Raw genomic sequence first — 15,341 nt, 5'->3', positions numbered from 1 at the left:
ACTTCCTCCGTTTTCTATATAATCAATGACTCTTGTTCGTAAATCTAGACTGTAAGACATTATTTAAAATGATTTATATTTTACTCTTTATATTGTACCACTCTTATTCAGAATGACTATAGTAATTACAACCTATTCCATGTAAGTATTTTACCGTAATAAATATCTTCAAAATTATGTTTTTCAAGAAAAGTTACTTAGAAAAAATTGAACAAACTTTTAGTCAATTTTTAAATTATGAAAAGGAGTTAATTTTTGCTCACAGATAAACAATAAAGAAACTGCAATTTTTATTTGCCAGTTACTATCAAATCTTTATCAACAAATCAATTTATTTGGGGATCAAAGACTAAAAATAATTTACATTTTAGCAGGAATAAATGATGGTTTAGAAATTGTAATCAACCAAGATAGAAATTGAGATTTTGAAATATGAAAAAATCACTTTCACAAATGAATAATAAAGAACTTGGTCAATATCTTTCAGAAAATCGCAATGATGAAGACAAATTTAGCCAAGCATTAGAACTGTTAATCACTCGGAAAAAGGAAAATTTTAAGTATCCTCCACCATCAGAAATTGACAGAGAAGAAATTGAGGAAATTTTTCAAGCAAAATTGAATCAGAAACAATAATACGATAAAAAGAATCGAGACTTTCTCAATTTATAAGTCTGGTGCATTCTGGCTAAAAATGTTGCTAAATTATCTATTTTGTACAACTAAAATCCTGATCATAACCTACTTTTGTTCAACTAAAGTGAAAAAAACAACTTTGATTATTCTGTACTTTATGATTTTATAATCATTTTGAATAACTTTTTTGGTAAGTTTAATATTATCTCCAAATAGCCCCTTTCCTAAAAAAAGAAAGGGGCTAAAATTTTTTTTATAGCAGTTGATTTTCTAATTTGTAGCAATCGTAATTATCAATATCTAAGCATTGTAGGTTCTCAACCAATTTTCCGTCAAAAGTGCTTTTTTAGCTTCATAGTAATTGAGGTCTTCTGGCTGTAACAAACCTAAACCTTCGTCTAAAATATAGTCTACTTCAGAAATCCAAAAAGCTAAAATTTTGTTCTGGTTAGCTTGCTCAAGTATTTCACCTAATTGCTCTTCTTGTTCCGAATTTAATTCAGGTAAAGAAGCTAATGTGGCGTATTGATTAATCAGCTTTTTCCAACTAGAAGTTAAGGGCTATTGAGCTATTATTGTTTTTTGTACTTTTTTTCTGTACTCGCATTCCAGGATGATAGTTCTTCATGATTAAATATGATTTGTGTGTGTTTGTTTTCCATAAAATTGACCCCTAATTTAGAGTGATTGAATTTGTGTCTACTTACTATTAAGTTAAGTTTTACTTGTATTTGTGACTAATTGAAACTGAAAGTGTCACAAAAATAGGCAAGGCAAGTGACACTAAGTATATGAGAATTATAGTCCTATAAATTTAATGATATTGCTCAAATTTATTAACAGTTGTATCTGAGAAAATCGTTACTTTAGGTAGCACCATCATCAAAATTAGTTTTGTAAAAAAAAGGAGTACAAAATATCAGATGAATAGGAAAATTTTTGATTTATAGTTTAGAGATTTATTATGTCGAATTGGAGCTAAGTTATAATTTAGGCAAAAGAATAGTAATTAAATTAGGAGAATGTACATTATGGCAACACTAGAAGAAGCTATTATAATAGTTAATCAACTTCCTGTTGAACAAACATAAATGTTATTATAAATTGTGAAAAATAAAATGATTGAAGCTAGTCGAGAAAAAATAGCTCAAGATGCATTCATAAACGACCACCTCTTTTTATCGAGGAGAATTAAAGTCTCAGCTTATAGAAAATATTATTACTGAGTTACAAGCAACTCTAACAGAATATTAATGAAAGAAATAGTTTGAAACCCAAAATTTAAACGTTCTTTTCGTAAGTTTGTGAGCAAACATTCAGCCGTCAGCTATCAGCTAACCTCCTGGGTCTTCAATAATGGATAATTGATAATTACTTCTCCCTAAAAACGGATAGGATTGAATAAAAGGAAAAAATAAATTTTTTTCCCTTTTAAAGGGGAGGCTTCAAGGGGCGAATTATTTAATTATTACTTCTTCGGTAACTGCCAAATTCAGCTATTGCTTTTAGTGAATGATAAAAGCTTGATTAATTAAGCTAGAAAAATTTTACTATAAAAGCTAGCTCTAAAGTCTATATTCACTTAAACTTAAAACCTATCTTTAAAACATAGGTTCTTATTGCTGTTAGCAAAGCTCCGACCCAGGAGGCTAACTGATAAATAGCTAATAGCTGTTTGCGCAGCATTCCCCAGGAAATGCTTACGTTTGTGAAGTAAAATTATGCACTTGAGCCAAAAAATATTCAAACAATAAAATTAATGCAAGAAGACATTTTTACAGTTTCACTATTAAACATCTCTAATGTTATTAATAAATTATCTATCAATTTTTTCTTCCTGTTCCTTGTTAAATGCTTCCTGTTACCAAAAAAGAGGTATAAAACCTCCCCTTGTTCGGGGATGAAAAAATTTTAACTCAGTATTTCAAGCCTCCGACTAAATTCAGAGGTTCGCTCTCTAATGATAACTGATAACTGAAATGACCTCTCTCAACTAGGAAATTAATTTAGCACGACTATTTATTAATAATCTATTAGCTAAAGATTCAACTTTCTTTCTTTCCTAACTTCTTACTTCTTCCTTCTTACTTCTTCCTTATTTTATGAAAATTGCTATTATTGCTTCTGGATTTTTACCTGTATTAGATGGAGTAACCGTCAGTGGCTATTATCGAGTTCAAAAACTAAGTCAATTCGGACATCAAGTCTTATTATTTTGCCCAGACTATAGTCCACTTGCTCATTTATATCCTAATTGGAAAAATTATACAGGTAATATTTTTCCTGGAGTTGAAGTTATTAATTTACCTAGTACCCCATTTCTAGATTTTGATAGAAATGTAGGACTTAACACTTATAAAATAGTCATTCGAGAATTAGAAAAATTTCAGCCAGACATTATTCATGTAGATGAACCAGAAAGATTATTTTTTGCTTTTTTTCGTTTACCTGGAATCGAATTTTCTCGACAAAATAATATTCCCTGCGTTTGTACTTTTAGAACTAACTTTATCGAATATTTTGAAGATTTTTTGCCTTTACCAAAAGGAATTAATCTGATGTTACAATTAATCTTTAAAAAAAGTTTTGTCTCAATTTACAATCAATATGATTTGACATTAGTTTCTAGCACTATTACTTATCAAAAAATTGTTGACATGGGTATCAAAAATCCTATGTATGTCAACTTTCATGGTTTTGATATCGAAAAATTTGAGTCAGCCACAATAATACCTAATTTTTGGCAGCTAAATTATCAAATTCCTAATTTAGATAACAAAGTCAAAATAATATTTCTAGGTAGACTAACCGAAGATAAAGGTTGGAAATTTACCTTAGATGCTTTTGTTAAACTTCAGCAATTAGTAAATCTAGACAATATTGCCATAATAATCGCTGGAGATGGTCCGATGCGTGACCAAATATCAAACAAATTATCTCAAATAACAAATCATGTTTATTTATTAGGTAGAATACCTCCTGAGAATGTACCTAATATTTTGAAAAATAGTGATTTTCATGTCACAACTTCAGAAAAAGAAACTAGAGGTTTAACTGTATTAGAAGCTTTTGCTGCAGGTATTCCAGTAGTTGCTCCTCAAGCAGGAGGAGTTACAGAAAATATTCAAGATAGTAGGAATGGTTTATTATTTATACCAGGAAATCAAGAAAGTTTTTTTGAGAAATTAAAGCTGTTAATTGAGGATACTAATTTACGAAAAGAAATGGGTATTAATGCCAAAAAAACTGTTGCTAAATATAGTTGGGATAATGCAGTAACTAACTTAGTTAAAATCTGGGAAGAACAAATTATGCTCAGTGATACTTAGGATTTGCTTATAGAAAGTCTTTTTGTCACGGTAAGGAGTGGAGAGTAGGGAGTAGTATTTAAGAAATACGGGTTTTTTTGGAAGAGGTCGTCATTCATCATCCCACCTTAGTTTTTCTGTTATAATTACCCCAAAATCCTCATTTTTTCCGTTCCATCAACAGAAAAGCTGGCACTTTTTTAGTACCTAAAATTGTTCAAACCTTTATCTATTAATGCTTCTATATTTAATCACCAAGCCCTACTTAGGTTTTGCTGATTGAAGTCTTTTAGAAATAGGAAGGACTCAGGAGTCATATAGAATCTGGATAATTAGTTGATGAAAAATTTTAGTCCCTTCTCACCTGATTCTTTCCCTTCTGCCTTTTGCCTTTCTTCCTCCAAAGTTTAACTATTTAACCGGACATGATATAAGATAACAAAAGTTAACATAGCACCCAAAAATCTTTGACTCAAAATATTAACTATGAAAATTAATGTAGGAGATAAAGCGCCCGAATTTACCTTACCATCCCAAGAGGGAACCCAAGTTTCTCTCTCTGATTTCCGGGGTAAGAAAAATGTTGTTATTTACTTTTATCCTAAAGACAATACACCAGGATGTACTAAGGAAGCTTGTGCATTTCGAGACCAATACGAAGTATTTACAGATGTTGATGCTGAAATTATTGGCATTAGTGGAGACACCCAAAAATCTCATCAACAATTTACAACTAAATATAATTTACCTTTTACTCTCTTATGCGATACTGATAATAAAGTTAGACAATTATATGATGTACCTGCTACACTTTGGATACTTCCAGGTAGAGTTACTTACGTTATAGATAAAGAAGGAATTATCCGTCATATTTTTGACTCTATGCTCGACTTTGACGCTCATTCTAAAGAAGCTTTAAAAATATTAAAAGACATGGGATAACTAATAATTAATAATTATTGCTTTGCTGAAAAAGTCTTTTTGCACTTGGTAGAGAGTAGGGACTAAACCCACCCCTAACCTAACCCCTCCCAGGAGGGGAAGTTTAAGATGAATAAGGAGTTGTATAGGAGTAGGAGGTACTCGGCAAAATTATCCCTTCCCCAACTTTGCCCAACTCTTAACCAAATACAAACACAAACTTTTTGATTTTTCGGGAACCGTGCCTTATCAGACAAAAAGAAGGTACTTTTTTATCTCTAAAAATGCTAAAATCTTTTATCTATCAATCTTTTCAAATTTATTCAGCAAACCCTAATTAATAATTAATAATTGATAATGGAAACTATCTATGATTATCAATTATTAATTACCTCTAGCTAAAACCGAGTAGATTTAACCAAATGTATCAATTATCCATTATTAAGTCGTGGTTGAATTAAACCATAACCACCATGATGATAACGTTTGTAAATAACATTTATTTCACCAGTCGCTGAATTAGAAAACATATAGAAGTCATGGTCAATAAATTGTAGCTGCTCCAGAGCTTCTTCTACAGTCATAGGAGGCATAGCAAAATATTTAGTCCGTACTACTTCACTCGGTAGCTCTGGTTGGCGATCGCCAATTAAATTTTCCACTACTTCTGATTCAATCATTTCCACAGTCTTAGCTTTACTAAGCTTAGATTGACGCTTTTCTTTATACTTTCTCAGTTGCCGTGCAATTTTATCTGCTACTAAGTCAATACTAGCATACAAATTCTCGCTACTTTCCTGAGCACGAATGACTGTACCATTTGCGTAAATAGTTACTTCTGCCGCTTGCTTAGGATTTATGCGTGGATTTTTCGCTACGGACAAATGTACATCTACTTCTGTAGTGAGTTGCTGAAAATGACTAACTGCTTTTTCAATTTTTTCGTTGACATACTCATTAATAGAATCGGTTATTTCAATGTTTTTACCCTGAATAACAAGCTTCATAAGCTCCCTCCGCTAGTATTTTGGGGTTACTGTAATATGATTTATATTAGCACTTTGTATTCTCTACAACATCCTATCTTTAATAATCCTTTTTATCTCTTAACAGTTCTTGATTTTTTGGCAACAAAAGGGAACAGGGAATAGAAAAAAAGTCAGGAATAATTAATAATTTCTGGATCATACATTTGATTTTACTTTTGAGTTAAAATTATGTCATTTTTCTGATTTTCCCCACCATTCCTACCTTGACTATACTCCTCGATTCCTTATTCTCAAATAACCAAAAACAGGGGTTCAAGCCTTCAATTTTAAGATATGAAAAAATTCGATTCAGTATTTCAAACTTCCCTATTCCATGAGGTACTAATAACTGATATAGTAGTTGAAGCAAAGGGCGCAGTCATTTCTAAATTCTGTTCGCGGAGCATTTCCCTGTAGGAAAAACCCTTTGATAGTCTTCTGTTCCCTGTTCCCTAGGGCGTAGCGCCATAACTGATAAGTGAAATGACTTTTCCAACTTGCCAATTAATTTGTCCAGGACTAACAAGTTACTCAGTGGCCTTAGAATGGCAGCGATCGCTTGTCCAAAAACGTCGTCATAGTCCAGAATTAGCAGATGTCCTCATACTACTGGAACATCCACCAGTTTATACATTGGGACAAGGAGCCAAATTAGATTTTCTTAAGTTTAATCCTAATGAAAATGAATACGAGGTCCATCGGGTGGAGCGAGGAGGAGAAGTAACATATCATTGTCCAGGTCAACTTGTTGGTTATCCCATTCTTAACTTAAAACGTTATCAACAAGATTTACATTGGTATCTGAGACAATTAGAGGAAGTATTGTTAAAAGTATTAGATAGTTATGGCCTTCAGGGTGAAAGATATCCAGGTTTAACTGGAGTTTGGTTAGAGGGTCAAAAAGTAGGCTCAATAGGAATTAAAGTTAGTCGTTGGATAACTATGCACGGGTTTTCCCTGAATATTTGTCCAGACTTGACTGGTTTCCATAAGATTGTACCTTGTGGTATTTCTGATAAACCTGTAGGTACTTTGGCTGAATTTTTACCTGGAATTACTATAGATGAAGTGCTGCCTCAAGTAGCGGATGCTTTTGCTAAAGTATTCAGAGTTGAGTTAATTAAAAGTTCAAATGCTGTCTGCTTTTAAAGAAGTATTCAGCACTCATAATTGAACACTATGTTCGCTTTTAAGTAGGGCTTGCTGAATTATTGATGAAAGCCTTTACAAGATCAACTTTGTTAGCATTTTTAGGTATGTTAAAAGTATCAGCTTTTAAGTCTTGAAAGTTAAAAATTCTAGGATTTTCTGTCATAATTAGCCGATTTTTCGGGAACGGTAAATCAAGGGATAATTCTTCCTCCTACCTCTTCTGTAACTCCTATTCCCATAAGGATTCTGGATTCTTAATTCTGGCTTCTCCCTGCCATTAAAAGACTTTTTCAGCAAGCCTTAATAAGTAGGTTTTTATCATTAAATCTGGCAACTTTTATAGATAAATATTTTAGCTTTTTTAAAGTTCAAAAAATTTCGCTTGTTTGAGCTAGCTATTTATCCTCAAAAAATCAGCATTTTTGGCAAGAGTTTTGCCAAAAAAATCACTCTCTGTTACGTCATAATTCCATCTCCTTAAAAATAATTTTTCAGCAAACCTAAGTAAGTAAACATTCAAGTATTATAATTTATAATTTATCATTTTCTGCATAATACTTCACCAAAATAACTTTTAATTTTCTGGAAAAGCTAATTCCTGCTTTTATGTAATAATTTGAAGCATTCAACTATTAGCTATCAGTTATCAGCTATTAATATCAAATCCACTTTTGGAGGAGAAAATTAATATTGGCAAAAACTTCAATCTTAGTAAGGTTTGAAGAACAATATTGAATTGTACCAATACTACTAGATTTGATACTATTTATTAAATTTATCCTCTCATACCATTGAGAAGCTAATTCCTTATTTTGTGTAAGAATTTGAAGCATTCAACTATTAGCTATCAGTTATCATCTATCAATCAATATCAAGTCTACTTTTGGAGGAGAAAATCAATATTGGCAAAAACTTCAATCTTAGTAAGGTTTGAAGAACAATATTGAATTGTACCAATACTACTAGATTTGATACTATTTATTAAATTTATCCTTTAATACTATTTCTCTGTAACAATACGTTTAATAATTCTTACCCAGACCTGAATTTTAAACAAATGCTACCTTTTATTAAGCGCAACTTCATAGAGAAATGGTATAAAACTAATAGCTAAACTGCACAGTTCAGAACTAGGAGGTTAGCTGACGGCTGAATACTTACTAATAAGTTAATAAAAGACTTACACAAAGCAACCAAAAAACGGGGTTTATTGCTCTTGTTTAAATCAGGAAGTTTAGTTAATCAACCCGGTTTTTTCCTAAGTTCTGAATAACTCAAAGCTGTTAACAAATTTCCTCTATAAAGAAACTAAATGATAGCTGAATGCTTAGATTATTTATAAAGTTTTAGAAGGAGATTTTAACTTATCCTAAATACTAAATATAGTTGGCGGAGATTTTAAAAAGCTAAGAGTTACAGTGTATTCCAGGTTTATGAGGTATAGTGGCAATTGGCTTTTTAAATAGTTTTTGAAGCAAGGAATAAAGTTTTCATGTCTTTAAATCAAATCTAATAAAATTACTGTACCACACTTACATAGAATAGGCTGTATTTAAAAAGGAATAGGATCAGAATCGTCATTTGGTAATTCATTTTCTGGCATATTAGCTGTTGATTCTTGATTAAAAGTAGAGCCACGACGAGAGTCGAAATTTACAACATTACTATAGTTTTCTGCTGGTGGTTGTTGTTGAGTTATCTTTCTATTACTTGCTCTATTTGTTGATATTTGATCCTCGTCTAGAATCATAGCTTCTGAAGTAACAGGATAAATTTTAGAAGCTGTTAATTCTGCACGTTTTTCTTTAAAACCTTCTGGTCTATCAATAGTATTTATATTCAAGCGACCTTCAACTATTACATAATCTCCTTCGTGATATTTTTCGTTGATTTCTTGAGCTAAATTTCCCCACCCTACTACTTTTAGTAAAGCAGGTTTATTCTCTTTTCCTATATTAGAAAATTCTACTATCATTTCTGCTACTGGTAATTGAGCATCTGCTGTATAGCGCAGTTCTGGATCTTTGGTGATTTGTACCATTAATATACAACTATTCATTTTAATTTTTAATTAATATCTAATTATTATGTTTGTTAGCATTATTATTATATATTAAAAGTTCTAAAAATTATAGAACTAGGGAATAGGGAACACAGAAGGTGGGAACAGGGTATCAGGATTTATGAATGTCTGCGTCCTTTGCTTCAACTGCTATATCAATTATTTCGTAAAGATGTAAGATATCAGATTTTTTACAGGGAAAAAAGGAAAAAGTAAGAGATGTATCAGAGTAAGTTGAAAATTTAGTAGAAGTTAAAAAGTGCTTTTCATATTTGCCAAAATACTTTCTTCCTCCATACCTATTCCCAGTTAAGTTTTCTCTAAAAAGTACATTTCATATTTGCCAAAATACTTTCTTCCTCCATATCTATTCCCTATTCTCTCCATACCTGTTCCCTAAACATAACTTACAAATTATCTAACCTATTCCCTGCCATAAATAAGTTGACAAAATCATGGATAATATTCCGATAATCTCTTAAAGTTTTATCAACCCAATCTCGATCATTACTATCTGCATAAATATGTACTAATGGTTCTCCAGGATCGGGTAAAATTAACACCCAATTATCACCATGATTATTAATAATCTTGACTCCATCAGTTAACTCTAAATTCTCTGGTGAATTAGTTTCTACGAAATACCGCATTAACGCTCCCTTTACTTTCCAGGGACAACGTACTGTATAATAACGATGAGAAACAGGAGGAATATCCGCAGTTATTTGTCCTAGGGAGCGCTCTTGAATAGTTAACATTTCTATTACTTTAGCAATGCAAAACATCGCATCAAAACCAGGATGTAGTTTCGGGAAAATAAATCCCATTTCACCACTTCCTCCTAATACCACATTATGATGAATTTGGCAAGCTTCCATTAAAGCTGTAGGATTAGCTTTTGTCCGAATCACATGACCATCATGGCGACGAGCAATATGTTCTACCGCTGCCGAAGCATTGATTGGTACTACTACTGTACTTCGTGGATGAGCTGTCAACATCAAATTTACCATTAGTGCAGTTAACATTTCACCACGAATAGGAGAACCAGCGTCATCTACTAATATTAATTGTTCTCCATTTGCACTTACCTGAACTCCCACATTAGCTTGTAAAGCTTCTACTACTCGACCTAATTGATCTAGTAAACTTTCTCTTTCTTCAATACCTAAAGAAGTTTCTTTTAAACTAGCATTTAAAACCACCGCATCACAACCAAACTTAGTTAATAATTGTGGTAAAACTGCTCCTGAAACACCATAACAATAATCAATTACTACCCTAGATTTACTATAGCGAATTGCCTGAGAATTGAGAAGATTTTCAAAACCTTTGCTATAAGCATCTAAAACTTCATGGCGATAAACCATATTCCCAATTTCTGGTATTTGTACTCGACGTAAATCTTCCTTAAAATATGCTCCTTCTATCTTTTTTTCTTTCCCTTTAGAAATATTAATTCCTTGAGAATCAAAAATTTCAATTAATATTTGATCCGAACGATTAGGAGAAAGACGCACATGAATACCACCTGCTAAATTCATAGTAGGTAAAATTTTTCTAGCAATAGGAATAGCAGTAGATTCTAAATTTATCACATCAATTCCTACAGACATTAAACCAGCAATTAAAGACCGAGAAACCATACGAGACACATTACGTTGGTCACGAGAAACTGATATAGTAGACCCCAATCTTAAAATAGAACCATAAGCAGCTCCTAATTTAACAGCAAATTCTGGAGTAATATCAATATTTGCTAATCCCTCCACTCCGCGTTGTCCAAACAAATTTCTTTGAGCAGTCGTACCCCAAATTAAATTAATATTTAAAGTTGCTCCAGATTCAACTCTTTTACTAGGCCATACCCTCACATTAGGACTAATTTGAGCTTCTTCTCCGACAATAGATAAAGAACCAACTACAGAACCTTCTAATACTTGAGCGCGACGATCTATTCTGGTACCTCGACAAATTATACAAGCTCGTAAATTTGTATCTTCTCCTACCAGTGCGCCATTCCAAATAATAGGACGCTTTATATCAGCATCTGCAGCAATTGTCACATTATCTCCAATAATACTACCTGCTTCAATTTGAACTCTCGGACCAATTCTACAGTTATTTCCTATTAAAACAGGTGTATCTATTTTTGCTGTTGGATCGACGTAAGTATTTTCTCCAATCCAGAAATTAGGCGATCGCTGTTGATAAGGCAACTCAAGTTTTACTGTGTGTTGAAGTGCATGATATTGAGCTTCTCTATAAGCATCTAAATTTCCGACATCGCACCAATAACCCTCTGCAATATAGCCATACATTGGCTCATTTTTCCTTAATAATAAAGGAAATAATTCTTTCGAGAAATCACATTCTTGATTAGCTGGTAAATAATCTAAAACTTCTGGTTCTAAAATATAAGTTCCTGTATTAACAGTATCAGAAAATATTTCACTTGTAGAGGGTTTTTCGAGAAACCTTTTAATTCTTTGTTCTTGATCTGTAATAACTACTCCAAATTCAATTGGGTTGTTAACTCGTGTTAATATTAAAGTAGCTTTTGACTTGTTTTCTTGATGAAATTTGATAGCTGCCGTTAAATCAAAATCTGTAATTGTATCTCCACTAATTACTAAAAAAGTTTCATCTAAAAGTTGTTCTATATTTTTAACACAACCAGCAGTTCCTAAAGGTTGATCTTCTTCCACAGCATAAGTAATTTGAACACCAAATTTACTACCATCTTGAAAATATTCACGCATTACATCAGGCAAATAATGTAAAGTAGCAATAATCTCCCTAATTTGATGCCTTTTCAACAGATTAATAATATGTTCAGCTATTGGGCGATTTAAAATGGGAACCATTGGTTTAGGAATATCGCAGGTCAGTGGTCTGAGTCGCGTTCCTGAACCTCCAGCCATTAACACTGCACGCATAATTTACTCCTTTGTTTATTTAGGGAACAGGGAACAGGAAATAGGAAACAGGGAACAAGCAAAAGTCTGAGCTTTCTTATTGATTTTTTAAAACCCGACTTTAAAGGCTATTTTGATTTAAAGTTCCTCAGAAATTATCAATTCTTTCCCCCTACTCCTTACTCCTTTGGAGATATCTAATACTTACCATAAGTATATTAAAAGAACAGGGAATAGGAAACAGGGAAAAAGTAAAAGTCTGAGCTTTCTTATTGATTTTTTAAAACCCGACTTTAAAGGCTATTTTGATTTAAAGTTCCTCAAAAATCATCAATTCTTTCCCCCTACTCCTTACTCCCTTGGAGATATCTAATACTTACCATAAGTGTATTAGTTGTAGTAGAATGATAATTATCTGATAAATATTCAAACCTCAGCCCAATTTAAGATTTATTCAATAATTTAGATTGGGTTATGTCCAAAATAAGTAACCTTATCATAATTTTGTGCCATGAGTACCTTAATTAGCTTATTATTGCTTGTTGTATATGGAGGAGGAATCTGGAAGTTCTGGAACGGATTTGCACAGACAAACTTCGCCCAGACTTTTCAGAATCGTATTGTACTATCTATATTGTGGCCTGTTTTGTTTATTGGTAACAAATCTTATCGTAAAAACTTTACAAAAGCTCTTAAAGGGTAAGCATTTCCTAGTTCATGGTGTGCAAAAAGCTATTAGCAGTTAGTTTTTAGCTTTTTAATGAATGAATTAACCATTCCTTTAACTTCTCATTTTCAAATATAGAGAAAAAAGAAAATTGAGGCACAATAACGACGAGTTTTAGTTGGCAACTTAATAGTAATGAAGCTAACTGTTTAATAGCTTACCTTAAAGGTAATTAGCGATACAAAGAAAAATGTCTAAAAAAAAGTCTCCCTTATCCTCAAATCAGGAAAATTCTTCCTGGTTTTCCGAACAAAATTTAGATAATTGGCATCCTCAAAGCATGGCAGTACAAACTCGTTTTAATCAAGAGTACTGTGGAGAATCTTTTGAGTTACCTTCAGAAGTTGAGGCAATGCCAATATTTCAAGATTATACCTCTGGTAATCTCACCACCAAAACAGTTTCTCCTTTTTGGGAAATAGCTAAACCTAAGAAAAATCAAAAGTGTTTAGATATTGGTTGTGGGGTGAGTTTTTTAGTTTATCCTTGGCGAGAATGGGAGGCTTTTTTTTATGGTCAAGAAATTAGTTCTATTGCTAGAGATAATCTCAATAAACGAGGTTCTCTACTCAATTATAAATTATTTAAAGGAGTAGAATTAGGACCAGCTCATCAGTTAAAATATGAAGCAAATGAGTTTGACTTGGCGATCGCTACTGGTTTTAGTTGTTATTATCCTTTAGATTATTGGGAAGAGGTAATTCTAGAAGTCAAAAGGGTTCTTAAATCAGAATCTTTATTTGTTTTTGATGTGATTAACCCAGAACAACCACTGGCAGAAAATTGGGCAATTTTAGAAACTTATTTAGGTGCTGAAGTATTTTTAGAACCTTTAGAAGGTTGGGAAAAAATGATTAAAGATCAGGGTGGAAAAATAGTCAAGCGACAATCAGGGGAATTATTTCAAATGTATAAAATTAAATTTTAGTTCTAGAAAATATGGAAATTTTTATCTAGTTAATAGTAAATTATTAAATCTTTAACCCCTCCCCTAATTACCAATAAATAAAATAATTGGTTAGCATTCAGCTACTAGAAAGTCTCTCCTTTTAAATAGATCGTTGATCTAATAGACATCTCCAAAAATAAAAAGTAAAATCAATTATTATCTATAAATTATCAATTCTTCTTCCCTGTTCCCTGTTCTCTATTCCCTGTTCCCTCTTTTCTGGAGATGTCTAATTGATAATTATTTTGCTTGGTAATCCTTGTATAAAAAGTGAAAAATTTTGAATTTTTCTTATCTAAAAGAAATAGTTCAGCAATTATACAAAGAAACCCGGTACGAGGGTAGATGTTTATTATTAAAAACAATAATTTACTACAGAAACCGGGTTTCTGGGTTCCCCTGCATAAGTCCTATGGTTTTTCTACAATGTTTAAAAATTAAATTCATTATCCATTATCTATTATTCATTATTCATTATTCATTAAACATCCTATTTTCTCTCTAAATTTAGATGATAATTCAAAATTAATAATCATGGCAGAAATATCAAATAACCATGACAATACAGACCAAAACTTTCTAACTACTCCAGCAGTTATGGAAATATTATCCCAAGAAAAAAACGACTTACTAATACTCAAATAATATTTCTCTTGGGAACATTAATTATTCTGATTTTCTCTTACCAACAAAGTGAAATAAATTTCCTAACTCTATTTCAAGCTAGCGGTAATATGGTTGAATATATTCAATCTTATTTTCCCACAGATTTTTCCAGATTGGAAAATATATTTAGAAGATACAATAATCACTATTTTTATGGGTCTTTGGGGAACTCTTTTAGTAGCTATCTTCGCCGTTCCTTTTTCTCTTTTGGCATCAGAAAATATTAGTCCAGTTTGGATTGTACAACCTATTCGTCGAATTATTAGATGCCACGGGGGCGATTAATGAAGTAGTTTTTGCTCTGATATTTGTAGTAGCTATTGGTTTAGGTTCGTTTGCTAAAGTTTCAGCTTTATTTGTACATACAGCAGGTACTTTAGGTAAGCTTTTTTCAGAAGCAGAATCTATTGAACTAGATCCAGTTTAAGGAATTCGTGCCACTGGTGCAAGTAAAATACAAGAGATTGTATTTGGTGTTATTCCTCAAGTAATTCTTTTATCGACTTCTTTTGTTTTATATCGGTTTGAGTCAAATGTTCGTTCTGCTTATGTTTTAGGAATAGTTGGTGCAGGTGGAATAGGTGTTTCTCTTTATCAAAGTTTTGGAACTTTTCAATATCAAAAAGTCTGTGCAATTTTAATAATCTTAATTTTAGCAACTTCCCTAATTGATTTATTCTCTGCAAAGTTAAGAAATTGGTTAGTTTAAAAATTATTTATTGAGGATACTTCGGTACAAATATTTATTATTTTAAACATAAAACCTTTCCAGTTCAGCCTTCTAGGCTGTCTTATGTGTGCCTCACTGATATGAAATCTGCTGTATAGTCATTCTGAATAAGAGTGGTACAATATAAAGAGTAAAATATAAATCATTTTAAATAATGTCTTACAGTCTAGATTTACGAACAAGAGTCATTGATTATATAGAAAACGGAGGAAGTATTTTATCGGCCTCCAGAATCTATAAAGTG

Annotated in this window: 14 protein-coding genes; 9 read left to right on the top strand and 5 right to left on the bottom strand. The window is 32.0% G+C overall.

The features are described from left to right. On the bottom strand, positions 1–60 hold a 60-nt coding region (locus VKJ25_RS24600), incomplete at its 3' end, for an IS630 transposase-related protein (protein ID WP_375340316.1). Positions 61–265: 205 nt separating this feature from the next. Between VKJ25_RS24600 and VKJ25_RS24595 the strand changes: the two genes are divergently transcribed. The 4 genes from VKJ25_RS24595 (at position 266) to VKJ25_RS11605 (ending at position 4,886) form a co-directional block, all read left to right on the top strand. Beyond that, positions 266–421 (top strand): DUF6888 family protein, encoded by a 156-nt coding sequence (locus VKJ25_RS24595; RefSeq protein WP_375340327.1) that lies wholly within the window; start codon positions 266–268, stop codon positions 419–421. Positions 422–432: 11 nt separating this feature from the next. Then, positions 433–636: a DUF6887 family protein gene (locus VKJ25_RS11615; protein ID WP_324236794.1), complete on the top strand. Its 204-nt coding sequence runs from the start codon at positions 433–435 to the stop codon at positions 634–636. A gap of 2,102 nt (positions 637–2,738) precedes the next feature. Next, complete coding sequence (locus tag VKJ25_RS11610; protein WP_324236793.1) at positions 2,739–3,965, top strand: glycosyltransferase family 4 protein; 1,227 nt, start codon at positions 2,739–2,741, stop codon at positions 3,963–3,965. Positions 3,966–4,430: 465 nt separating this feature from the next. Further along, entirely contained in the window at positions 4,431–4,886 is a 456-nt protein-coding gene (locus tag VKJ25_RS11605) for a peroxiredoxin (RefSeq protein WP_324236792.1), read from the top strand. A gap of 410 nt (positions 4,887–5,296) precedes the next feature. On the opposite strand, the gene hpf is transcribed toward VKJ25_RS11605, so the two are convergent. Beyond that, positions 5,297–5,872, bottom strand: a complete 576-nt coding sequence (hpf, locus tag VKJ25_RS11600) for a ribosome hibernation-promoting factor, HPF/YfiA family (protein ID WP_324236791.1) — start codon at positions 5,870–5,872, stop codon at positions 5,297–5,299. A gap of 504 nt (positions 5,873–6,376) precedes the next feature. On the opposite strand from hpf, the gene lipB reads away from it, so the two are divergent. Continuing rightward, positions 6,377–7,042, top strand: a complete 666-nt coding sequence (gene lipB / locus VKJ25_RS11595) for a lipoyl(octanoyl) transferase LipB (protein WP_324236790.1) — start codon at positions 6,377–6,379, stop codon at positions 7,040–7,042. A 40-nt stretch (positions 7,043–7,082) separates the two neighbouring features. Here lipB and VKJ25_RS11590 read toward each other — a convergent pair whose 3' ends face one another. The 3 genes from VKJ25_RS11590 to VKJ25_RS11580 form a co-directional block, all read right to left on the bottom strand. Then, positions 7,083–7,208 (bottom strand): hypothetical protein, encoded by a 126-nt coding sequence (locus tag VKJ25_RS11590; RefSeq protein WP_324236789.1) that lies wholly within the window; start codon positions 7,206–7,208, stop codon positions 7,083–7,085. A gap of 1,389 nt (positions 7,209–8,597) precedes the next feature. Continuing rightward, positions 8,598–9,104 (bottom strand): single-stranded DNA-binding protein, encoded by a 507-nt coding sequence (locus VKJ25_RS11585; RefSeq protein ID WP_324236788.1) that lies wholly within the window; start codon positions 9,102–9,104, stop codon positions 8,598–8,600. Positions 9,105–9,514: 410 nt separating this feature from the next. Continuing rightward, positions 9,515–12,046 carry a mannose-1-phosphate guanyltransferase gene (locus VKJ25_RS11580; protein WP_324236787.1) on the bottom strand — a complete coding sequence of 844 codons (2,532 nt, stop codon included), beginning with the start codon at positions 12,044–12,046 and terminating at the stop codon, positions 9,515–9,517. An 896-nt stretch (positions 12,047–12,942) separates the two neighbouring features. On the opposite strand from VKJ25_RS11580, the gene VKJ25_RS11570 reads away from it, so the two are divergent. From VKJ25_RS11570 to VKJ25_RS11560, 4 genes are all read left to right on the top strand, one after another. Beyond that, on the top strand, positions 12,943–13,680 hold the full coding sequence (locus tag VKJ25_RS11570) for a class I SAM-dependent methyltransferase (RefSeq protein ID WP_324236785.1): 738 nt from the start codon (positions 12,943–12,945) through the stop codon (positions 13,678–13,680). 925 nt (positions 13,681–14,605) lie between these two features. Continuing rightward, positions 14,606–14,794 carry a hypothetical protein gene (locus VKJ25_RS11565; RefSeq protein ID WP_324236784.1) on the top strand — a complete coding sequence of 63 codons (189 nt, stop codon included), beginning with the start codon at positions 14,606–14,608 and terminating at the stop codon, positions 14,792–14,794. Positions 14,795–14,797: 3 nt separating this feature from the next. Further along, entirely contained in the window at positions 14,798–15,076 is a 279-nt protein-coding gene (locus VKJ25_RS24590) for an ABC transporter permease subunit (protein WP_375340326.1), read from the top strand. Between the two features lie 175 nt (positions 15,077–15,251). Continuing rightward, the coding region (locus VKJ25_RS11560) for an IS630 transposase-related protein (RefSeq protein ID WP_324236783.1) at positions 15,252–15,341 on the top strand (90 nt) is incomplete at its 3' end.

The organism is Okeania sp., from assembly GCF_035285525.1.
Lineage (GTDB): Bacteria > Cyanobacteriota > Cyanobacteriia > Cyanobacteriales > Microcoleaceae > Trichodesmium.
The sequence above is the reverse complement of the archived record's forward strand: the minus strand, read 5'-3'. Positions and strand labels throughout refer to the sequence as shown.